20 protein-coding genes are annotated in these 20,725 nt (G+C 44.1%); 10 read left to right on the top strand and 10 right to left on the bottom strand.

Going from position 1 to position 20,725, the window contains the following annotated elements; all coding sequences use genetic code 11:
- Positions 1–1,663, top strand: a 1,663-nt coding sequence (locus tag RG47T_RS26780) for a zinc-dependent metalloprotease (RefSeq protein ID WP_253187527.1), incomplete at its 5' end; no start/stop codon positions are given.
- A gap of 79 nt (positions 1,664–1,742) precedes the next feature.
- On the opposite strand, the gene RG47T_RS15335 is transcribed toward RG47T_RS26780, so the two are convergent.
- Positions 1,743–2,438, bottom strand: a complete 696-nt coding sequence (locus RG47T_RS15335; RefSeq protein ID WP_074493488.1) for a DsbA family oxidoreductase — start codon at positions 2,436–2,438, stop codon at positions 1,743–1,745.
- Between the two features lie 102 nt (positions 2,439–2,540).
- Positions 2,541–2,897 carry a hypothetical protein gene (locus RG47T_RS15330; protein WP_074490286.1) on the bottom strand — a complete coding sequence of 119 codons (357 nt, stop codon included), beginning with the start codon at positions 2,895–2,897 and terminating at the stop codon, positions 2,541–2,543.
- Between the two features lie 98 nt (positions 2,898–2,995).
- Here RG47T_RS15330 and RG47T_RS15325 point away from each other — a divergent pair, with 98 nt between their 5' ends.
- Positions 2,996–3,193, top strand: coding sequence for a hypothetical protein (locus RG47T_RS15325; protein WP_074490285.1), 198 nt, complete (start codon positions 2,996–2,998; stop codon positions 3,191–3,193).
- A 7-nt stretch (positions 3,194–3,200) separates the two neighbouring features.
- On the opposite strand, the gene RG47T_RS15320 is transcribed toward RG47T_RS15325, so the two are convergent.
- Positions 3,201–4,115, bottom strand: a complete 915-nt coding sequence (locus tag RG47T_RS15320) for a hypothetical protein (protein ID WP_074490284.1) — start codon at positions 4,113–4,115, stop codon at positions 3,201–3,203.
- 173 nt (positions 4,116–4,288) lie between these two features.
- On the opposite strand from RG47T_RS15320, the gene RG47T_RS15315 reads away from it, so the two are divergent.
- On the top strand, positions 4,289–5,467 hold the full coding sequence (locus tag RG47T_RS15315) for an aldose epimerase family protein (protein WP_083627425.1): 1,179 nt from the start codon (positions 4,289–4,291) through the stop codon (positions 5,465–5,467).
- A 54-nt stretch (positions 5,468–5,521) separates the two neighbouring features.
- On the opposite strand, the gene RG47T_RS15310 is transcribed toward RG47T_RS15315, so the two are convergent.
- Positions 5,522–7,957 (bottom strand): TonB-dependent receptor, encoded by a 2,436-nt coding sequence (locus RG47T_RS15310; protein ID WP_074490282.1) that lies wholly within the window; start codon positions 7,955–7,957, stop codon positions 5,522–5,524.
- 184 nt (positions 7,958–8,141) lie between these two features.
- Here RG47T_RS15310 and RG47T_RS15305 point away from each other — a divergent pair, with 184 nt between their 5' ends.
- Together RG47T_RS15305 and argH are read left to right on the top strand one after the other, a co-directional pair.
- Positions 8,142–9,056 carry a DUF72 domain-containing protein gene (locus tag RG47T_RS15305; RefSeq protein WP_074490281.1) on the top strand — a complete coding sequence of 305 codons (915 nt, stop codon included), beginning with the start codon at positions 8,142–8,144 and terminating at the stop codon, positions 9,054–9,056.
- A 182-nt stretch (positions 9,057–9,238) separates the two neighbouring features.
- Positions 9,239–10,573, top strand: a complete 1,335-nt coding sequence (gene argH / locus RG47T_RS15300; RefSeq protein ID WP_074490280.1) for an argininosuccinate lyase — start codon at positions 9,239–9,241, stop codon at positions 10,571–10,573.
- Positions 10,574–10,732: 159 nt separating this feature from the next.
- Here the strand turns inward: argH and RG47T_RS15295 are convergent, their stop codons facing one another.
- The 3 genes from RG47T_RS15295 to RG47T_RS15285 form a co-directional block, all read right to left on the bottom strand.
- Positions 10,733–11,368: an HAD family hydrolase gene (locus RG47T_RS15295; RefSeq protein WP_074490279.1), complete on the bottom strand. Its 636-nt coding sequence runs from the start codon at positions 11,366–11,368 to the stop codon at positions 10,733–10,735.
- 98 nt (positions 11,369–11,466) lie between these two features.
- Complete coding sequence (locus RG47T_RS15290; protein WP_074490278.1) at positions 11,467–12,156, bottom strand: DUF1345 domain-containing protein; 690 nt, start codon at positions 12,154–12,156, stop codon at positions 11,467–11,469.
- Positions 12,157–12,200: 44 nt separating this feature from the next.
- On the bottom strand, positions 12,201–12,401 hold the full coding sequence (locus tag RG47T_RS15285; protein WP_074490277.1) for a YwbE family protein: 201 nt from the start codon (positions 12,399–12,401) through the stop codon (positions 12,201–12,203).
- Positions 12,402–12,672: 271 nt separating this feature from the next.
- Here RG47T_RS15285 and RG47T_RS15280 point away from each other — a divergent pair, with 271 nt between their 5' ends.
- Positions 12,673–15,696: a glycosyltransferase family 117 protein gene (locus tag RG47T_RS15280; RefSeq protein ID WP_074490276.1), complete on the top strand. Its 3,024-nt coding sequence runs from the start codon at positions 12,673–12,675 to the stop codon at positions 15,694–15,696.
- Positions 15,697–15,729: 33 nt separating this feature from the next.
- Complete coding sequence (locus tag RG47T_RS15275) at positions 15,730–16,500, top strand: DNA-formamidopyrimidine glycosylase family protein (RefSeq protein WP_074490275.1); 771 nt, start codon at positions 15,730–15,732, stop codon at positions 16,498–16,500.
- 210 nt (positions 16,501–16,710) lie between these two features.
- Here the strand turns inward: RG47T_RS15275 and RG47T_RS15270 are convergent, their stop codons facing one another.
- Positions 16,711–17,775 (bottom strand): M20 family metallo-hydrolase, encoded by a 1,065-nt coding sequence (locus tag RG47T_RS15270; RefSeq protein WP_074490274.1) that lies wholly within the window; start codon positions 17,773–17,775, stop codon positions 16,711–16,713.
- A gap of 171 nt (positions 17,776–17,946) precedes the next feature.
- Here RG47T_RS15270 and RG47T_RS15265 point away from each other — a divergent pair, with 171 nt between their 5' ends.
- From RG47T_RS15265 to RG47T_RS15255, 3 genes are read left to right on the top strand one after another with little or no spacing between them, the layout of a single operon-like run.
- The gene (locus RG47T_RS15265; protein ID WP_074490273.1) at positions 17,947–18,609 is read left to right on the top strand and encodes a basic secretory protein-like protein; all 663 of its coding nucleotides are present in this window, start codon (positions 17,947–17,949) and stop codon (positions 18,607–18,609) included.
- A 47-nt stretch (positions 18,610–18,656) separates the two neighbouring features.
- Positions 18,657–19,943, top strand: coding sequence for a DUF2851 family protein (locus tag RG47T_RS15260; RefSeq protein WP_074490272.1), 1,287 nt, complete (start codon positions 18,657–18,659; stop codon positions 19,941–19,943).
- A gap of 1 nt (position 19,944) precedes the next feature.
- Entirely contained in the window at positions 19,945–20,166 is a 222-nt protein-coding gene (locus tag RG47T_RS15255) for a PspC domain-containing protein (RefSeq protein WP_074490271.1), read from the top strand.
- A gap of 16 nt (positions 20,167–20,182) precedes the next feature.
- Here RG47T_RS15255 and RG47T_RS15250 read toward each other — a convergent pair whose 3' ends face one another.
- Both RG47T_RS15250 and RG47T_RS26775 read right to left on the bottom strand, forming a co-directional pair.
- Positions 20,183–20,422 (bottom strand): hypothetical protein, encoded by a 240-nt coding sequence (locus tag RG47T_RS15250; protein WP_074490270.1) that lies wholly within the window; start codon positions 20,420–20,422, stop codon positions 20,183–20,185.
- A gap of 84 nt (positions 20,423–20,506) precedes the next feature.
- Positions 20,507–20,725: ankyrin repeat domain-containing protein (locus tag RG47T_RS26775; RefSeq protein ID WP_253187526.1), on the bottom strand; the 219-nt coding region annotated here is incomplete at its 5' end.

Below are 20,725 nucleotides of genomic sequence, written 5' to 3'. Positions count from 1 at the left end.
GCCGCTGATGAAACGTTTTACAGCCCGTCACCGTTTAGAAAAAAAGAACCCGGGTGCCGCCATGAGCGAGCCGGTAGAACCGATAGTTTACTATATAGACCGTGGTGCGCCAGAGCTGATTAAAAAAGCCCTGATTGAAGGTGGATCATGGTGGAACCAGGCTTTCGAGGCAGCAGGTTATAAAAATGCCTTCATTGTTAAAGAACTTCCCGAAGGTGCCGACCCGATGGATATGCGCTATAACGTGGTAAATTGGGTTAACCGCTCGGGCAGCCCTCAAAGGGCATTCTCTTATGGTATGTCATACATCGACCCACGTACTGGTGAGATTCTGAAAGGCGAAGTAACGCTGGGCTCAGACCGCCACCGCCAGGATTACCTGCTTGCAGAAGGTTTATTACAGCCTTATATCGATGGCAAGCCGATACCAAAACAAATGGAACAACTGGCCCTGGCGCGCATTCGCCAGCTATCTGCACATGAGATAGGGCATACCCTCGGCTTGTACCACAACTATACCAGCAGCACGCATGACAGGGCTTCGGTAATGGATTATCCTTTCCCGCGCTTTAGCATGAAGGCAGATGGCAGCATTGATGTATCAGACGCTTACGCCAAAGGTATTGGTACCTGGGATAAACGTGCCATTACCTGGGGCTACTCAGATTTCCCTAAAGGAACTGATGAAAATGAAGCTTTGGACAAGATCATGAAAGAAACCCTGGCGCAGGGGCATATCTTTATCCCCGATATTGGCGGCGGTGTACATCCGTTGGCGCACCAGTGGGATGAAGGCCCTAATGCCGTAGATCAGCTGACTAAACTGATGACTATCCGTAGACATATTTTAGATAATTTCTCAGAAAAAGCGATCCGTCAGGATGCGCCTATGGCTACTTTAGAAGAGGTTTTGGTGCCGATGTACCTGCTGCACCGTTACCAGATCGAAGCGGTATCAAACTCTATCGGCGGCCTGTATTTTACCTACGCCCTTAAAAATGATGGCGAAGTGGTAACCAAAATGGTTGACCCAGCTGAGCAGTGGCGTTCTATCGATGGTTTATTATCAACCATTACCCCTGATGCCTTAGCTTTGCCCGAGGCTTTGATCGCTAAAATTCCACCGCGCCCGGTAGGGTATCCATCAACTGTAGAAACATTTGGTGGCCATACCGGCGTAACGTTCGACCCGCTTGGCGCTGCAGAGAGTGCAGCAAGTACCTCTTTGGGTTACCTGTTAGATGCAGAACGTGCTGCCCGTTTAATTGAGTACCAGGCCCGAGATAGCAAACAACCCGGCTTTATGCCATTGGTTGATAAACTGCTTGCCCAAACATGGAAAGCCCCGATTGAACCCGGCTACAAAGGCGAACTGCATATACTGGTTAACAACCTTACTATTAAATACCTGTTACAATTAGCGGCCAACACCCATGCCGGCGAAAACGTTAGGGGAGAGGCACTGCTGAAAATCAGCGAGCTATCAACCTGGATGGCAAGCCAACTGGTAAGCGCATCACCGAAACAAAAAGCGGCTATTTACTTTGCGCTTTCGCAGATTAATGAGTTTCAGAAAAACCCGGAGAAATTCCAACCTGCCGAGCCATTAGATATGCCACCTGGCGCACCAATCGGTATGCCATCAAACGAGTTTGAGTTTTAATATCAGATTCCTGCATAAAAGTAAAGCCGTCCGGAGTAATTATCCGGACGGCTTTCTTGTTTAATATTCTTGGTTCTGCTTAGCAATTATTACCATCAACATCACAGCTGTTATCTGTGCTGTCGGCTATAATTTCGGGCTGATGGTCGCTGTAGGCTTTTTGCAGGGCATCTAAAAATACGGCTTCGGGCTGTGCGCCTGATACTGCATATTTTTGATCCAGCACAAAAAATGGAACACCGCTAATACCTAATTCCTGTGCTTCGCGCAGGTCATATTGTACCTCATTTGAGTAAGCATCTGTGGCTAATATTTCTTTAATATTTTGGGGGTTTAAACCCAGGTTGCTGCCTAGTTCGGCAAGGGTATCATGGTCGGCAATGTTTTTACCGTCGGTAAAATAAGCGCGGAATAATTGTTCTTCTGCTTCAATACCTAAGCCGTTTAATTTGGCATAGTGCGAAAAGCGATGCGCATCAAAACTGTTGGCAACCACGGCCTGGTCCATGTTGTAGGTAAGGCCAACTTCAGCCGCCATTTCTGTAACCTGGTTGTTCATCTGGCGCGCATACTCGGGTTGCCAGCCTTTGGCTTCGGCCAGGTAATCATGTATGCTGATGTTGGGGTTGGTTTTCATCAGCGGGTTAAGCTGGAAACTTTTCCATTCTATCTCAATGTCGTCGCGGTGCTCAAACTGTGCAAGTGCATGTTCAAATCTCCTTTTGCCGATGTAGCAAAACGGACACATCACATCAGACCATATTTCAACCTTCATAACGGTATTTTTTTGTTTGTGCGAAGATAAGGACTGAGGCATGAAGTGTTGTAAGGGGAGGGTAAAAATGATTGGGCGACAAAATTCTTGCCTCTCTTCGAATTACTTAGCTCTTACCAGCACAGTATGTAATTTTGAACCCTGTACTTCAATATCAAGTGATACAGAATCTTTATAAAATTTACCCGACTGGGGGATTTCGTAGCCGCTTACGTTAGTGGTAAACGAAACAGAATCACCTTTAAATTTACCATTCTCTATTGCTGATGGGCCATAAGGAGATTCGGCTACACCGGTTAGTTTATCGCCGTCAACCTTAAAAGTATAGGTTAATGCCAGTGGGTTGCCGCTCATGTTTACCTGGCCAACCCATTTACCATCGAGGCCGGCAACAAAAGCTAATGATACCAATACACAGCCAAATACTAGTATTGATGTGGTTAAAGTTTTTTTGTACATAATTTGTGCTTAATAATTTACGCTAATAAAGATTACAATAACAAAACTGCATTTTTTTATATTATGTATAAGCAACATTATTATTAATTTTCAGTACAATGGCAAATAACACCAGGCACTTCAAATATATTAACAGCAAAACAGGTAACACGCTTTATTACTATTCAGTTAGTAGTGTAAGCGAGCCCGATAAGTTAAAGCAGGAATTGGATAAAATAAGGGATAAGGTAGCGTCTGACAATGGTATATTTATGGAAACCGTTTATTGGGAAGAAATTATCGAAAAAGCAGAATAACTACTAATTAATTGGCCGGGATAAAATACTTGTAGATAGGGGCATAAACCCCCTCGCTGGTAGTGAGGTATGCTTTACCATCGCGGGTAAATGCAATAGCTTCGCCCTGGTGTTCCTGTTCGTATGGTAGTTCTTTGGGTTTGCGTAACATGGCTTGCCATACAGTTTCTCCAGGCTGGCGCTGCCAGTAGTAAACATTTACGTAGCTTTTAAGTAGTATCTGTTTGCCATCGGCAGATATATCTCCGGCGGTAATCCATCTCAGCGGCCGTAACCCCTTAAAATATAACCGGCATTGCTTGGTCAGTGTTACCGTATCGCCGTTTTTGAATAAAAGCGGTGTGGTGTAAACCGTTACAGAATCCTGCCTTTTAGAAACAATGTATAACAGTTTCTCAAGCGGGTCTACCATTAAAGTCTCAGCATCGCGGGGGCCATCAGGATATTTTAAGTACAAAACGGCGGCATTGATATTACTCACACTGTCTTTAGCCGTTATTTTAGGCTCGTTGAAACGGTATATAGTGCTATTTTTATGAGTTGCGCCATTATCGCCAATGTCGCCCAGATAAATGTAGCTTTTGTTTTTAGCCGGCCCGGGGCCAACTGCTATATCTTCACAATCCCAAACACCAAACTTACCACCTGCCATACCGTGATAATAATAGGTAGCCTTTAACTTACCTTCGGCATTAATGGCAAAAAAGCGGCTTGTATCTCCGCTATCATTATGTACATAAAAAATATCCGGATTAATAGCCGAAGCAGCCATGCCAGATGTTTCATCCATTAGTTTATCTTGCAGGCGGCCCATGGTTACCGGTTGGTTGCCAAACTTATGGTGTGCATAGGCGGCAAAAAACATGGTAATAACAATGAGCAGCAGCGCAAACTTTCTTTTCTTTATTTTTTTACGGGTCATTTTTATTTAAGTGCAAATTAACGCATACAATATGAAGTTTCTATTAAGCATTTGTATTTATTGAAAATATGGCAGCTTTTTTACCTCATTTTAAGAAGACTTTATAATAATATACAAAACTTGGAAACTAAAATCAAAACCTATAGTTTCATCATCTTAAACTTCACAACGATATGCAATTATTGAGCCTCAAAATAAAATGTATGGCTGTGCTGGCCTTTTCGGCCGGTATTTTATCATCCTGCACTAATAATACAGCTAAAAATAACCTTACAATGACAGATACTATTGCTACAAGCAAAATGCTGCCCGCAACTTCGGGCTTCGAACAAACTATTGATGGTAAACAGGTAAAACTGTTTTATTTAAAAGGTAAAAACGGCATGCAAGCTGCTATTACCAATTATGGCGGCCGGGTAGTAAGCCTGCTGGTAAAGAGCCAGAGTGGTAAAATGATAGATGTTATTGCAGGTTTTGATAACCTGAAAGGCTACCAGGAAGCCGCAGGTAATTACTATGGGGCGTTAATTGGGCGCTATGGGAACCGTATTGCCAACGGTAAATTTAAAATTGATGGCAAAGAGTATAGCATGTTCATTAACAATGCACCTAACACGCTGCATGGCGGTAAGGTAGGTTTCGACTCTAAAGTTTGGGATGCCGTGCAGCCTAATGAACATACATTAGAGCTTACTTATCACTCGGCAGATATGGAAGAAGGCTTCCCCGGTAACCTGGAGGTAAAGGTTACTTATACTGTTACCCGTTACAATAGCCTGGAGATTAACTACGAGGCTAAAACTGATAAACCAACTGTAATTAACTTAACCAACCACGCTTATTTTAATTTAAACGGCCATGGTACAGGTACGGTACTTAAACACATTATGCAAATTAATGCCGATAACTATACCCCGGTTAATAAAAACCTGATACCTGTTGGCAAGGTAGAAACCGTAAAAGGCACGCCGTTTGATTTTAGAGCCCCTTTGCCTATTGGCGATGGTATTGAAAGCGATAACGAGCAAATTAAGTTTGGCCACGGTTACGACCATAATTATGTATTGAACAGCCACAACACGCAGGTGCCGGCTGCCACCGTAATTGGCGACCAAAGCGGCCTGGTAATGAAAGTATTTACCACTCAGCCTGGTGTGCAGTTTTACACCGGTAACTTTATGAAGGGGGCTTTCAAAATGAAAGGCGGCCACCCGGATGATTTCCGTACGGCGTTTTGTCTCGAAACCCAGCACTATCCCGATTCGCCTAATCAACCGGCTTTCCCATCCACCTTGTTAGAGCCCGGAAAAACCTTCAAGAGCGTTACGCTGTATCAGTTCGAAAGAAAATAAAAGCAAAAGAGCCGTTCCAATTACAGAAGCGGCTCTTTTGCTTTTATATCTTAATTACTGCTTGCTTACATCATCGTTATTGATGCTGCGCTGGTTCTTTTTAATCTCGCTGCTTAGTTTGCCAAATTTATAGTTAAGGCTGAAACTAAAGGTGCGGTAAATCTGGTAATTGGTATTGCTTTGATAAAAGTCGGGTGTTGAAGTGTACTGCTTAAATGTAAATAGCTTTTGAGTTGGGTTATTAACTACCCCGGTAATGGTCAGTTTTTTGTTGAATACTACCTTGCTTAAGGTTATAGACGAGTACATATAATCGTTATTGCTACCCTGCAATAAAATATACCTTCGGTTATAACCATAGCCGGCGCCAATAGTCCAGTCATCGCCGGGTTTGTAAGTGACATTTACATAGGTATTGGTACGTGGGCCTTTGTTACTGTAAAACTGGCCGTTGTAAGTTCCTTTAATCCAAACGTAAAACAAACCGGTGTTAATATTAGCATTCAGCTTTTTGGTAAAGGGGTAGCTACCATTCAAATTTAAACGGGCAATTTTATTTTGGCCCACATTGTCGTAAGTAGTTTCGGTAAGGGTGTCAGCTATTAACCTGGTAACGTTGATGATGCTGTTATTGGTGTACATATAACTTAGCTTGGCGCTAATGTTACCTATGCCAGAGCGGGTGTAGGTAAGCTCTGTTAAATGGCTTAGCACCGGGCGAAGGTTTGGGTTACCTGTGTTGATGATCTGCGGATTTGATCTGTCAATAAAAGGATTCAGCTGCCAGATACCCGGGCGCTCCAGCCTGTTGGTGAAACCAAATGTAAGGCTCTGGTTATTTTTAAGCGTACGCATAACAGATATCGATGGAATTACATTGGTGTAATCCATGTTAAGATTACTGCCGTTGGTAATAAAATTGGCATCTACGTGTGTATGCTCCATCCGTGCGCCGCCCTTAAAAGTCCAGGCCCCGGCTTTGTAAGTGTAGGAGTTATACAAACTGTAAACGTTTTGGTGGTAATTAAAATCGTTGCTCAGGGTTGGGTCTTCCACAAAAATATCCTGACCGTTAACGCTGGTCAGGTTTTCTACGTTTGATTGGCTAAAATTATTTCTGAAAATGGCTTTAGCGCCAGCCTCGATGGTTAATTGTTTAAGGGGATGCACATAATCAAGCTGTAAGGTGTGTTGCCGGGTCCCGGCTTTGTTTAGCTGATTATTATCTGGATTGTTATAATTTACCCGGTCTACAGAACTAATGTCACTATTGTTATCGTTCGAATAATAGGTGTATTGGTACGAGGCCGTAAGCAATTGCTGTTTGCTGCGTTTAAAACCGAGCTGATAATTTAAACCCAAATCGGTTTCATCCCAGCCGTATCCGCCATTGTTTAACAAGCGGTATGATTGCGGTAAGGAAGTTGGGTCTTCACTGGTAAACTGGGTAAACCGATCCAGCGTTTGATCAAAGCGCCCTTTATCATATTCTGCAGATGCTGTTAAAAGGTTTAGGGTATCTATTTCATAACTTAATTCAACAGAGCTGTAACCATATTTACCCTTCGTTTTATTACTGCCTGATTGCGAAAAATCTGTAACCGGGGCAAATGTTTGCCTTTCGTTTGCCGATTGATAAGTAACCCAGGGCCTGAAGCCCCCGCCCACATACCCCGAAACCCCAAACTTGCCTTGTTTAAGGGTGCCTGTAAGATTAAGGTTTGGCCCCCATGGCGAATTGTATCGCGCAGTAACGTTGCCGTTGTAACCATCATCAGCTGTTTTATTGGTGATAATGTTGATAATCCCCGCCAAACCTTCTGCATCGTATTTTGCAGGCGGGGTAGTAATTACCTCAATTTTTAAAATGTTGCTTGCTGGCATAGCCTTCAAAATATCTTTTGGGTTGTTGGCCAGCATTTGCGAAGGCTTGCCGTTGATAAAAATCTTATAACTGCCGCTGCCCTGCAGCTGTATATTATCATCACCATCCACAGAAATTAGCGGCACTTTACGCAGCATATCCATAGCAGTCTGGGCTTTGCTGTCTGGGTCGGCTTGCACATCGTAGCTTAGGCGATCAATCTCTTGTTTTACCAGTGGTTTGGGTGCGGTTACTTTCACCTCGTTAAGTTGCGAGCTGGACGGTGCCAGTATGATCTTGCCTAAATCTGTGCTTGGCTGGTCGGCTTTAAGGTTATTAACGGCTACGGTTTTGGTGCTGTAGCCTACAGATATTACGTTGAGCAGGTATGGTTTTAAAGGCAGTGAACTTAACTCGAACGAGCCGTTATCTTTAGTGAGTGTGCTTTTTACCGGTTGCTTGGTTTCTGCATCAATAACGGCTATGGTGGCAAAGCCAAGCGGTGCATTTTTGGCCGAATCGATAACAATACCTTTAATGCTGCCCGGGCCTTTGGGCGCAGCCGTTTGCGCATGCAGGGCCGTGACCAGGCACAGCAGGATACAAGTGAGTAAAGTGTTTTTCATAGGTTATAGCTTGTGATGTTTTGTGAGATTCAGAAAAAGAGACACAGGAAAAAGTGCCTCGTGACAACTGGATTGGAGAAAACTGAAAAAAAACAAAAACTACAGGCTTGCGGTTAGTTGTGGAGCCGGGTAAAAGCGCGATAGATTTGCCGGCAAAAAACTATCTTCAACAAAAAAATAAACTATGGAATTTGGCCGGGTTGACCCCTCAATATTAAAAGATATAGACTTCTCTTTACCGCCTGATACTGCATTAACAACCAGTGTGTTAAAGGCTGCAAAAGGCAAAGGTAAACTCGAAGTACACATGGGTTGCGCCAAGTGGGGGCGTAAGGAATGGGTGGGCCAGATTTATCCGCTAAAGACCAAAGAAGCCAACTTTTTAGATGAGTATGTAAAGCATTTCGACTCGATAGAATTGAACGCTACCTTTTACCAGGTTTACGGCCCCGATACAATTGGCAAGTGGGCCGAAAAGGCAAAGGCGAACCCCGATTTTAAATTTTGCCCCAAGTTTTCGCAGAGTATCAGCCACATCCGCAGGCTAAAAAATGCGGAAGAAATTACGACGCAGTTTTACAACGGTATTATGGCCTTCGGCGATAAATTGGGGCCATTGTTTTTGCAGCTGAGCGATAATTTTACCCCAAAAAGTTACCCCGAATTAAAAGCCTATCTGGAACACTTACCGCACGATGTACCCGTTTTTGTAGAAGTGCGCCACAAAGAATGGTTTAACACCACGGGCCAGGAAAACGATATATTTAAACTGTTGCACGATCTGAACATGGGGGCCGTAATAACAGATGCATCGGGCCGCCGCGATTGTGTGCACATGAATTTGCCCACGCCGCATGCCTTTATCCGCTTTGTGGGTAACAGCCTCGACCCTACAGATTACAAACGCATTGACGACTGGGTAAAACGCATTAAACAATGGGCCGACGAAGGTTTGCAATCGCTCTGGTTCTTTATGCACCAGCACGATGAGCGTTACTCGCCCGAACTGGCTGATTATACAGTTAAGAAGCTGAATGCAGAGCTTGGGTTAAATATTATGCGGCCTAAGTTTATTGAGAATAGTCCCACTTTGTTTTAAAGTCCTTGTCCTCATCGTGATTTAGGAGATACGATATGGCAATTTCGTCGCTATTGCTTATTCGCCTTGCGTAGTTGAGGGATTTCGTCGCTGTTGCTCGTAAAGACAAATTGGAGGCTGTCTTGATTCTTGTCTCTCGATTCTTGATTCTCTTTTTCCCCTTTTTTATTCATCTTTGCAGCATGAGCAAACTATGGCAAAAAGAAACGGATAGTAACCAATTGGTAGATCAGTTTACGGTGGGAAAAGACCGCGAACTGGATAATCAAATGGCAGCTTTTGATGTGCTGGGTTCATTGGCACACACCAAAATGCTGGAAACTATCGATTTGCTGAGCAGTGAAGATCTGGACGTAATTCAGAAAGAACTGAAAGCCATTTATCGCCAGATTGAGGCCGGTGATTTTGCTATAGAGGCCGATGTAGAAGATGTGCATTCGCAGATAGAACTGTTGCTAACCCGCCGCATTGGCGAGGCCGGTAAAAAGATCCACAGTGGCCGCTCACGTAACGACCAGGTTTTGGTTGATTTGAAGCTATTCTTCCGAAGTGAATTACAGCAGGTGGTTGAAGAAACCGATACCCTGTTTCGCCAATTGATTGAACTAAGCGAACAACATAAAGATGTGTTGTTACCGGGTTATACCCATTTACAGGTGGCCATGCCGTCATCATTCGGCCTGTGGTTTGGCGCTTATGCCGAAAGCCTGACCGATGACCTGGAACTGGTACGTGCCGCCTGGAATATCACCAATAAAAACCCGCTGGGTTCTGCTGCGGGTTACGGCTCGTCGTTCCCGCTTAACCGCACCATGACCACCCAATTACTGGGATTTGACGATCTGAATTATAACGTAGTTTACGCGCAAATGGGCCGAGGTAAAACCGAAAGGATTATTGCCCAGGCTTTATCTGCCATTGCCGCAACCGTTGGCCGTATGGCTATGGACCAGGCACTATACCTGAGCCAGAACTTTGCCTTTATCAGCTATCCGGAGAACCTTACCACTGGTTCGAGCATTATGCCGCACAAAAAGAACCCCGATGTTTGGGAAATTATGCGCGGCCGCTGCAACCGTATTCAGGCTTTGCCAAACGATGTAGCTATGATGACTACCAACCTGCCATCGGGCTATCACCGCGAGTTACAATTGCTGAAAGAGCTATTATTCCCCGCTTTTGCCGAGCTGAAGCAATGCCTGCAAATGGCAACCTTTATGCTGCAGCATATTACCGTAAAAACTAACATACTTGAAGACCCTAAATATACCTACCTGTTTAGTGTAGAAGAAGTGAACCGCCTGGTATTAAATGGCACGCCATTTCGCGATGCGTACAAACAAGTTGGCTTAGCGATAGAAAAAGGTGATTTTAACCCGGCCAAAGAAGTTAATCATACTCACGAAGGCAGCATTGGTAACTTAGGTAACGAGCATATTGTTGCCAATATGGATAAGATGTTGCAGAACTTTGGTTTTGATAAGATACAACAAGCGATTAGCGAGTTGACAAAGTAATTGTCGCTTAAAAGAATCCCTCCCTCGGGAGGGGTGAAATGGCTTGTGCTGAAATGGCAGGGAGGGTTATCTACAAATGGTTAGTACTCGAAATGACCCCTCCCTGCCACTACGCGGGCAACCGCACCCCTCTCCCCAAGTAGGGATGTATGCAAGCTTTTACTCCAACCCCATAAAGTACTCAGTCAGATCTCTGAAGTTATCAAACTTCATGTCATAATCATCCGTCTCTCCAAAGCCATAGCTTACAAACACAAACGGTATCCCCGCAATACGGCTCTGCTCGCCATCGCCGAGGGTATCGCCAATGTAAACCGGGTTTTTGAGGCCGTGTTTCTCTGCCAGTAATTTGATATTATGGTTTTTGGGCATGTAGTTTACACCATAGGCAAACTCATCTTTAATATGCTCATCAATCCCTGCCCAATCAATAAAGGACCGGATAATGCCTTTGGCGCAATTACTCAGTATAAACAGATCATATTTGGTAGCTAGTTGATGCAAACCTTCGCGTACGCCATCATACAGGGTGCCGCCCATAGTTGCAATAAGGCTGTGGCGGCCCGCATTTACGGTGGCATAAATCTGTTGGCGTTTTTCGTCGTCAAAGTCGGGCATTAGTTCTTTGATCACTTTTTTGCCTTCCCAACCCACCATACGGGCCAGGTTATCGCGCTCAACCACAATGTCAATCCCCATATCCTGAAAAACATTGTTCCACGACTGGGCATAGGTATCAACGGCATCCCAAAGGGTTCCGTCCATGTCGAATATGAGGCTATCTGGCTTTTGCATAGTATAAATCATAATTCCATTTTTGGAGGGAATTAGGGGGTGTATTCCTAATTATTTATTAAAAGTCCTCTCCTTTAGGAGGATTCAGGTGGGGCTACTTACCCCTCCACCAATCCCGTAATCACATTAATACTCAGCGCTACAATGGCAGTATTAAAAGCAAATGAGATCATGCCATGCATCCAGGCCAGTCGCCTGATCTTCCTGTCGGAGATCTCCACATCTGATACCTGGAACGTCATCCCGATCACAAAGGCAAAGTATACAAAGTCGAGGTAATCGGGGTTCTTTTCACTGGGGAAATCGAGTCCGCCCAGGGGTTTGGCGTCACCATCGTCGTCATCTGTATCGTAATACATATGGGCATAGCGGAGGGTAAAAAGGGTGTGTACTAATATCCACGATACGATAACAGAACTTATAACCAGCAAAATATGCCCGGTTACATCGGCATGGGGTGTTCCTTTGGCTGTTTTTAATAAAAATATAATGGCAAACAAGCTCACTAACGAGGCCCCGATCACAATGATAAATATCATCGTCCGGCTGGAGTCTTCCAGCGTGGCTACTTTTCTAAAATTGCGTGGATGTGCTGTTAAAATGATTACCCAGTCCATTATAATAGCACACAGGGCAAAGGTCATCCAGGTGAGCAATATGGTTGATGCTACAGATAACGTGTGCACTACGCTGAAGCATACAATAGCTGCTAATACCAGCGAAATGATAACCCTGTAATGGGTATCCAGCCTTAGCAGGGGTTTCGGGACTTTAGGAGTATTGGTCATGGTTTAAAAGTACTGTTTATATCAGATATTCAAAGCCATGGATACTACTCTTCTTCAAATATCTCAATAACCCGGCCAACCTGCCCGTCTTCTAAACGCACTTTAATGCCGCGGGTATGGTAGGGCGCACTGGTAAGCAGCCTGTCTACAAAACCACGGGTACGCGCACCGCTCCGCTGATCTTTTTTTAATATAATATCTACCTCCAGGCCGGGATAAATATCACTTCGGGTTTTTCCATCCATGGGGCAAAGATCGAAATAGAGAGGCAAGAAACAAGAGGCGAGAGCCAAGATAAAAAACCGGCTTATTGAATTAGCGTAATTCTCAAATGTTCGTTACTTGACTAGTGCCTAATGACTGCTGCAAAGGAAGCTTGTTTCTCGGCTCTCGCCTCTTATTTCTTGCTCTCCTCAAAAGTTAAATATTGTTAAAGAATGTTAAACGAAAGTTAAGAGAGATACAGGCCATCAAATTAAGCGGGATATTAGTGCTGAAACTAAATACCTGTACCTCATGAGCTATCAAAAAATCAATAACCTGTTTGGCTGGCTTTGCTTTACCGTTGCTGCCCTCACTTACATTTTAACTTTAGAACCCACTGTAAGTTTTTGGGACTGCGGCGAATTTATTTCCTGCGCATACCGTTTGCAGGTATCGCACCAGCCGGGTTATCCTTTGTTTGCCATGTTGGGCAAGGCGTTTTCGCTCTTATCATTGGGCGACAGAAGCAAGGTGGCTTATTTTACCAACTTAGGCTCTGCCTTGGCCAGCAGTGCCGCCATTATGTTTTTGTTTTGGACCATTACCGCACTGGCTAAAAAGCTGCTGGTAAAACGCGGTGAATTACAAACCACCACACAAACCATCATGATTATGGGTGCCGGTTTGGTTGGCGCACTAGGTTTTACGTATACCGATACCTTCTGGTTCTCGGCGGTAGAAACCATTGTGTTTTCGCCGGCAATGCTGTGTACAGCAGTAGTTTTCTGGGCCATCCTTAAATGGGAAGCCCATGCTGATGAACCCGGTGCCGACCGTTACCTGGTTTTAATCGCCTATGTAATGGGCCTCTCTATAGGTATCCACCTGCTTAACCTGTTAACTATCCCCGCGCTTACGCTGGTTTATTATTTCCGCAGGCATAAAAATATCAACTTCAAAAATACGCTGATCGCCTTTTTTGCAGGTGTGTTGCTGCTGGCTGCGGTGCAGTTCGGTATTATCCAGTACACCGTAAAGTTTGCTTCTTATTTTGATCTGTTTGCTGTAAACAATATGGGCATGCCATTCAATACTGGTGCCCTGGTATTTTTAATATTGCTGATAGGCGGTATTGCATGGGGCATTGCCTACAGCATTAAAAAGCAGAAGCCTATGCTTAACCTTATCATGGTTTGCCTGGCATTTTTGTATCTCGGCTACAGTTCATTCACCATGATCCCCATCCGGGCGCATGCCAACACCGATTTAAATAACTACCACCCAGATAACGCCTTTAAACTAGGCGAATACCTTGGCCGTGAGCAATACCTGGCACCACCGCTGCTTTACGGACCTTACTTTGATGGTAAAGCAATAGACCAGAAAGAGGGCGTTATGCAGTATCGTAAAGGCAAAAGCAAATACGAGGAAATTGGTAAAAAGCAGGAGTTGATCTACGACCATAACACCATTGCGCCGCGTATTTTCAGCAGCGACCCAAAAGATGTTTCGTTCTATAAAGACTGGCTGCACCTGGCCGATGGGCAAGCGCCAACTTTTACCGATAACCTTAACTGGATGTTTAGCTGGCAGTTATACCAAATGTATTTCCGCTATTTTATGTGGAACTTCTCTGGCCGGTATAACGACCAGGACGGCCAGTATAGTACCAAAGGCGTTGACGGCAACTGGACAACCGGCTGGCTGGATCATAACCGCCACCTGCCGCAATCATTACTAAACAATAATTCTTATACCCCATTATATGCCCTGCCGCTGATTATCGGTTTATTGGGTGCCATTTATCATTTTAAACGCCGTAAACAAGATGCAATGGTGATACTGGTAATGTACTTTTTTATGGGGATTGCCATTGTGCTCTACGTAAACCAATACAACCTGCAGCCCCGTGAGCGCGATTATTCGTACGTTGGCTCTTTTTATGCCTTTGCCATTTGGATAGGCCTCGGGGTATTGGCTATTGCCGATTTTTTAATGAAGAAGATGAACGCACGCACGGCTTCATATCTGTCTATCGGCATTTGCCTGCTGGCTGTACCTGCCTTACTGGCACATCAGGAATGGAAAGATCATGACCGGTCTACCAAAACCACTGCGCATGATATGGCTTATAATTACCTGATGTCGTGCCCTAAAAATGCCATTCTGTTTACCTATGGCGATAATGATACTTACCCTGTTTGGTACGATCAGGAGGTAGAAAACATTCGCCCAGATGTACGCATCGTTAATTTAAGCCTGTTTGCGGCCGACTGGTATATCCATCATCAGCAGCAGATCAGGATGAACCAGTCTGCCCCGCTGCCCATTACCATGGCTTACGATAAATACAAGGATGGCGTACGTGATGTGGTGCGTTTTAATGATGCCAAAATTCCCGATTCGGTAGAATTGAAAGAAGTTTTTGATTTTGTGACTTCGGAAGATGCCCGCGCCAAGGTGGAGTATCAGGATGGCAGCACAGAAAACTACCTGCCTACCAAAAACTTTAAGCTCAAGGTTAACAAGGCAGAAGTACTTAGCAACCACGTAGTTTCGCCGGACCAAAAGAACCGTTTGGCCGATACTATGGAGTGGAAATACCCCGGCAGTTACCTTACCAAAGGTAACCTGGCCATGATGGATATTATTGCACATAATGACTGGAAGCGCCCGATATGTTTTACCATGGGTATGCCCGACGGCGAAATGTTGGGTATGAAACCCTATATGTACAAAGAGGGTTTTATTTACCACATGATCCCGTTTGTTCCTGACCTGGCTGCAACTAACAACCAGATTGATAAAACTAATACCCTGGTGATGTACAATAACATGATGACCAAGTACAAATGGGGCAACATGAAGCACGCCCGTTATTTGGATGAACAGTCGGCAGGGTTGTTTTACCATATGATTATGATTAACTTCATTAACCTTTCGCAAAACCTGGCACAAGAGGGTCACCCCGATATGGCGCTTAAATCGCTGCATTGTTTTGATGATGTAATGCCGGCCATTACGCCTGACATGAATACGGTATCTAACAAATATTACATTGCCGACAGCGCCTACCACCTCAAGGATATTAACCTGGGTAATAAATATATTAACCATGTGGCTGCTTATGTTAAAGATCAGTTGGATTATAATTACAGCTTACTGAAGGATAATGCTGACACGGTAAACGTACGCGATATCCAGATGGGCGTGTCGGTTATTAACGCAATGGCCACTTTAACCAAACAATACAGGCAAACTGATCTTAACGCCAGGCTCGAAAACCAGTTAAAAGATTATGAAAATAAATTTTCGGCAGTGCTGCCCAAGCAATAACGGTTTGTAACTGTTATTGCTTAAAATTGCATTATGCCAGAGCTTCCCGATCTGCAGGTATTTAGCCGTAACCTGGATAAAAAATTAGGCGGTAAAAAACTGAAAACGGTTACCGTACACAGCAAGAAACTCAATGTTTCTGCTGATGAACTGCAGCACGCTTTGCATAATAAAACGCTGAAGAAGGTTTACCGCGAAGGCAAGGAGTTGTACTTCGATTTTGGTGAGCATACCCTGGCGCTTCATTTAATGCTGCACGGCCAGCTGTTTTTGTTTGAAGCTAAGAACGAGAATAAGTACACGGTAGTAGAACTGCACTTTACAGATGGCACAGGCCTGGCGCTAACAGATTTTCAATCTGCCGCCACACCAACGCTCGACCCGGCAAAGAAAGATGCGCCAGACGCGCTGGATGAGTCGGTGGACGCTAAGTGGTTATTCGCACAGTTGCAAAAGAAACGCACGGTAATTAAAAACCTGCTGCTCGATCAGAAATTTATCCGCGGCATTGGCAATGCCTACGCAGATGAGATTTTTTACGATGCCGGGATCTCGCCATTTTCTGTAGCTAATAAAATACCGGAGGATAAGGTTACAGTGCTAGCCAAATCCATTAACCATGTATTAACCCATGCCGAAAAAGAGATTGTAAAAGCCAGGCCGGATATTATCAGCGGGGAGTTCCGTGATTTTCTGCAGGTGCACCATACTAAGAAAAAAGAAACACCGAAAGGGGAGAAGATCCTGATTAACGATGGTACGAGGAAGACTTATTATACCGAGGGGCAGGAGCTTTTCTCTTAAGAAAATCTGGAATAAAGACGAGAAAAAAAGGCGCTGTGATTAAAAATCACAGCGCCTTTTTTTCTTTTTGTCATCCTGAGCGATAACGAAGGATCTTCTTCGCCATGCAAAGCCGATCTGCTTATCGAAGAAGATTCTTCACTCCGTTCAGAATGACAATGTGGTTGTAGTTTTTATCTTGATGCCTGATTCCCGATTCTCGTCCCGAGCTTAACAGATGCTCTCCAGCATTTTCACATACAACTCAATCCCTTCACGGATCTCATCTACATAAACAAACTCATCAGAGCTGTGTGACCTGGCCGAATCGCCGGGGCCAACTTTTACGGATGGAATATCTAATAATGATTGATCTGACGTGGTAGGGGAGCCATAAGTAGTTCTGCCCAAAGCTATGCCGGCTTGCACAATAGGGTGGTTCTTATCTATAGATGATGGTTTTAAGCGGATTGATCTCGGCTTCACATCACTGGTTACATGCTGGCGGATAATTTCCAACACTTCCTCATTACGGTAAGCATCGGTAACCCGTACATCAACGGTAAAAGTACACTCGGCAGGCACCACGTTATGTTGCGAGCCGGCATTGATAATGGTAACCGACATCTTGATCGGCCCAAATACTTCTGATTCTTTAGGGAATTTGTAGGTGCGGAACCACTCGATATCCTTTATAGCTTTGTAAATAGCGTTATCACCTTCTTCGCGGGCGGCATGGCCGGCTTTACCGTGGGCTACACAATCTAATACCATCAGGCCGCGTTCGGCTATGGCTAACTGCATCAGGGTGGGTTCGCCTACAATACCAAACTCCAGCTTGCCCAGGTCGGGGATAATGAGTTCCAGGCCGTTAACGCCCGAGATTTCTTCTTCGGCAGTAGCAGCCAGGCAGAAATTATATTTCAGATTTTCCTTTTCGTAAAAGTGCAAAAACGTGGCAATAAGCGATACCAGGCATCCACCGGCATCATTACTGCCCAAGCCGTAAAGTATACCATCTTCAATTTTTGCTTCAAATGGGTCGCGGGTATAGCCGGTGTTAGGTTTTACCGTGTCGTGGTGCGAGTTGAGTAATATGGTAGGCTTGGCGGCATCGTAATGCTTGTTCCAGGCCCATATATTGTTCATTTTACGGTGCGTTTTAACACCGTGCTGCTCCAGGTAAGCGTTAACTATATTGGCGGTAAGGTTCTCTTCTTTACTAAAAGATGGGGTTGATATTAAGTGCCGTAATAACTGTACGGCTTCCTGAAATAATGTATCAGTGTAAATCATAAATTTATAAGCGTGTAAACGCTATCTGGTGGTATATTGGTACAAACATAGGAGTTATTTTTAAGTGATTATGAATTTTGACGGACTGATACAAAGTAAATCAACCAACTTCTAGCCAAAAAGTGACAAAGGGTAAGCGCCGCCATTATTTATAATCCCTAATTTGCGCTTATGAAAACATTGCTTTTATTGTTTTGCGTTGCCTTTAGCTGCGCTGCATTTGCACAAACACCCGAGGTTACCAAAAAGGGTGGCTATACATTAACTTTTAGTAACAACGACCCTAACTTAGATCCGGTTGTTAAAGAAAAACTGATCAGCACTTTTTTTAAGGTATACCCCGAACTGGCCAAGGAATACAATAAAAAAACAGCGAAGGAAGTGTTTATGATGATCGATACGGCCTATGCAGGCGTTGCCGAAACGGATAATGCCCATGTACGCATCAGCAGCAAATGGATGCACAAAAAGCCCGAAGATATTGATGTGGTTACCCACGAAGTAATGCACATTGTGCAGGATTACGGCCAAAGCAATGGGCCTGGCTGGCTAACCGAGGGTATTGCAGATTATGCCCGTAACCAGTTTGGCGTTAATAATGCAGCAGCTAAATGGAGCTTGGGCGATTACAAACCAGGATCTAACTATGACAACGCTTACCGCATTACCGCGCGTTTTTTATTATGGATAGAAAGCCATCATAAAAAGGGCATTGTAAAAGTGTTGGACAAGCAAATGCGCGACCATGCTTATGTTGATAGTGTATGGAAAGACCAAACCGGCAAAACGCTTGATGAACTTTGGGCAGAATACATTGCCAGTCCGGCTTTGTAGTTAGGTTTATTTGGGGTAAATTGCAGGTAAATACCAACCCTTAGACAATGCTTTTTACCGAAGATTTTTTGTACCACGTATGGAAGTTCCGGTTGTATAACCGGAACTTGCTGCAAACCACCACTGGCGAAACGATCGAGGTAATTAATCCGGGCATGCAAAATACTAATGCAGGTCCAGATTTTCAGCAGGCGCGCATTAAGATAGGGGATACCCTTTGGGCCGGTAATGTAGAGATCCACGTAGCCGCATCCGATTGGCAAAAGCATAACCATCAAATCGATAAAGCGTATGACAATGTGGTACTGCATGTAGTTTACCGTGATGATGCCCCTGTTAAAACTACCGAAGGTAACCTGTTACCAACCCTCGAACTTGAGCACCGTATCCCTGCCGAATTATATAGCCGTTACCATAACCTGGTTTACGGTGATCAAAAGATCATCCCCTGCGAAAGCGCTATTCATTCGGTTGATGAACTCACCATGCGTACCTGGCTTACCCGTGTATTGGTAGAGCGTTTAGAAAAGAAGTCGGCCTATGTAGCCCAAACGCTAAAGCAAAATACCGGCGATTGGGAAGAAACCTTTTATCAGCACCTGGCAGCAAGTTTTGGATTTAAAATTAATTCGCTGCCATTCGAGATGCTGGCAAAATCATTACCGCAGGTAATATTGGCTAAGCACAAAAATAGTGCGCTGCAAATAGAGGCTTTAATATTTGGCCAGGCTGGTTTTCTGGAAGAAGATTTTACGGATACCTACCCCAATCAACTTAAAAAAGAATACCAGTTTTTAAGAAAGAAATATGGCTTTGAACCGGTAGATAAGTACTTGTTTAAGTTTTTAAGGCTGCGACCCCTCAACTTCCCCACCATTAGGCTGGCTCAGTTTGCCGCTTTGATAAGTAAGTCTAATCATCTTTTCTCTAAGGTGCTCGAGATCAGCGACGTGAAGTTGCTGCGTGGGTTATTTACCGATATAGAAGTGAACCCTTACTGGGAAACCCATTACCGGTTTGATGCAGAGAGTAAGCCATCGTCAAAAGAAATGGGCTTAAGTTCTATCAATAACTTGTTGCTTAATAGTTTGGCGTTATTTTTGTTTAGTTATGGGAGGCTGTTGCAGCAGGATAAATATGTTGACCGCAGCCTGAATTTATTAGAGCAGTTACCGGCCGAAGACAACTCAATTATTAGTAGCTTTGTAGAGCTGGGGGTTAAAACCAAAACAGCTTTTGAGTCGCAGGCACTGCTTGAGCTTAAAAATAACTATTGCAATTATAAGAAATGTCTGCAATGCAGCGTTGGAAATAAGATATTAAAACTGGTTTAGGATGTTACAACGAATATTGACCTTTTTCGAGCGTTATTCTTTTGGTGTTTGTACCTACCTGGGCGAGCGCTTCAACATATCTATCTCTAAAATAAGGCTTTTCTTTATCTATTCTTCGTTTTTGGCCGTGGGCTTCCCGTTTGTATTTTACTTCTTTGCCGGTATTGTGTTAGATATCCGCAACTACGTTAAGCGGGTACATACCCGGGTAACAGATCTGTAAGCCCGGTGGTGGCTGATTAAATTTGCTCTTCGTATTCTATTTTTACCTGTACATCTTTATCGTCGTGTATTTTGGCAAACTGGCCTGTATTACGTGTAAAATCGGGGTCTGTGTCTAAGTATATGCTTAACACATGAATAATCTGTGGCTTTGATGCAGAGCCGATGTTGTAAATGCATGGCTGCCCTTCATCAAGCTTATGTTTAATTTCCTGGTATTCTTTACCGGTGAGCATCACCATTTTTTCAGCTTTCATGCTTGTAGATTATTTCTTGTAATTATATAACATGTAAACTTACAGATTTGATTTAACAGGTGTCAGCATAATCTTAACCGGTGCTTAGCTTAATATGTCGGCAATTTCCTGAAATCCCTTTTCGCGGGCCAGGTCGGCAGGTAGTTTGCCGCCTTCCATACGGGCTTCTACAGATGCTCCTGCCTCTAAAAGCATAATCAGTATGTCCAGATTGCCGTTTTGTGCTGCACCATGCAAGGGCGTACTGCCTGCTTGCTGCATTACATTTACATTGGCGCCATTGTCAATCAGTAACCTGGTAAT

The sequence above is a fragment of the Mucilaginibacter polytrichastri genome (assembly GCF_001911425.1).
Classification (GTDB): Bacteria; Bacteroidota; Bacteroidia; order Sphingobacteriales; family Sphingobacteriaceae; genus Mucilaginibacter; species Mucilaginibacter polytrichastri.
This window is presented reverse-complemented; position numbering and strand designations above follow the sequence as displayed.

What these genes read in the sequence shown, in the direction of transcription:
- RG47T_RS15335 (WP_074493488.1), bottom strand. Translation starts at nt 2,438, where the DNA reads ATGAAGGTTGAAATATGGTCTGATGTGATGTGTCCGTTTTGCTACATC.
- RG47T_RS15330 (WP_074490286.1), bottom strand. Translation starts at nt 2,897, where the DNA reads ATGTACAAAAAAACTTTAACCACATCAATACTAGTATTTGGCTGTGTA.
- RG47T_RS15325 (WP_074490285.1), top strand. Translation starts at nt 2,996, where the DNA reads ATGGCAAATAACACCAGGCACTTCAAATATATTAACAGCAAAACAGGT.
- RG47T_RS15320 (WP_074490284.1), bottom strand. Translation starts at nt 4,115, where the DNA reads ATGACCCGTAAAAAAATAAAGAAAAGAAAGTTTGCGCTGCTGCTCATT.
- RG47T_RS15315 (WP_083627425.1), top strand. Translation starts at nt 4,289, where the DNA reads ATGCAATTATTGAGCCTCAAAATAAAATGTATGGCTGTGCTGGCCTTT.
- RG47T_RS15310 (WP_074490282.1), bottom strand. Translation starts at nt 7,957, where the DNA reads ATGAAAAACACTTTACTCACTTGTATCCTGCTGTGCCTGGTCACGGCC.
- RG47T_RS15305 (WP_074490281.1), top strand. Translation starts at nt 8,142, where the DNA reads ATGGAATTTGGCCGGGTTGACCCCTCAATATTAAAAGATATAGACTTC.
- argH (WP_074490280.1), top strand. Translation starts at nt 9,239, where the DNA reads ATGAGCAAACTATGGCAAAAAGAAACGGATAGTAACCAATTGGTAGAT.
- RG47T_RS15295 (WP_074490279.1), bottom strand. Translation starts at nt 11,368, where the DNA reads ATGCAAAAGCCAGATAGCCTCATATTCGACATGGACGGAACCCTTTGG.
- RG47T_RS15290 (WP_074490278.1), bottom strand. Translation starts at nt 12,156, where the DNA reads ATGACCAATACTCCTAAAGTCCCGAAACCCCTGCTAAGGCTGGATACC.
- RG47T_RS15285 (WP_074490277.1), bottom strand. Translation starts at nt 12,401, where the DNA reads ATGGATGGAAAAACCCGAAGTGATATTTATCCCGGCCTGGAGGTAGAT.
- RG47T_RS15280 (WP_074490276.1), top strand. Translation starts at nt 12,673, where the DNA reads ATGAGCTATCAAAAAATCAATAACCTGTTTGGCTGGCTTTGCTTTACC.
- RG47T_RS15275 (WP_074490275.1), top strand. Translation starts at nt 15,730, where the DNA reads ATGCCAGAGCTTCCCGATCTGCAGGTATTTAGCCGTAACCTGGATAAA.
- RG47T_RS15270 (WP_074490274.1), bottom strand. Translation starts at nt 17,775, where the DNA reads ATGATTTACACTGATACATTATTTCAGGAAGCCGTACAGTTATTACGG.
- RG47T_RS15265 (WP_074490273.1), top strand. Translation starts at nt 17,947, where the DNA reads ATGAAAACATTGCTTTTATTGTTTTGCGTTGCCTTTAGCTGCGCTGCA.
- RG47T_RS15260 (WP_074490272.1), top strand. Translation starts at nt 18,657, where the DNA reads ATGCTTTTTACCGAAGATTTTTTGTACCACGTATGGAAGTTCCGGTTG.
- RG47T_RS15255 (WP_074490271.1), top strand. Translation starts at nt 19,945, where the DNA reads ATGTTACAACGAATATTGACCTTTTTCGAGCGTTATTCTTTTGGTGTT.
- RG47T_RS15250 (WP_074490270.1), bottom strand. Translation starts at nt 20,422, where the DNA reads ATGAAAGCTGAAAAAATGGTGATGCTCACCGGTAAAGAATACCAGGAA.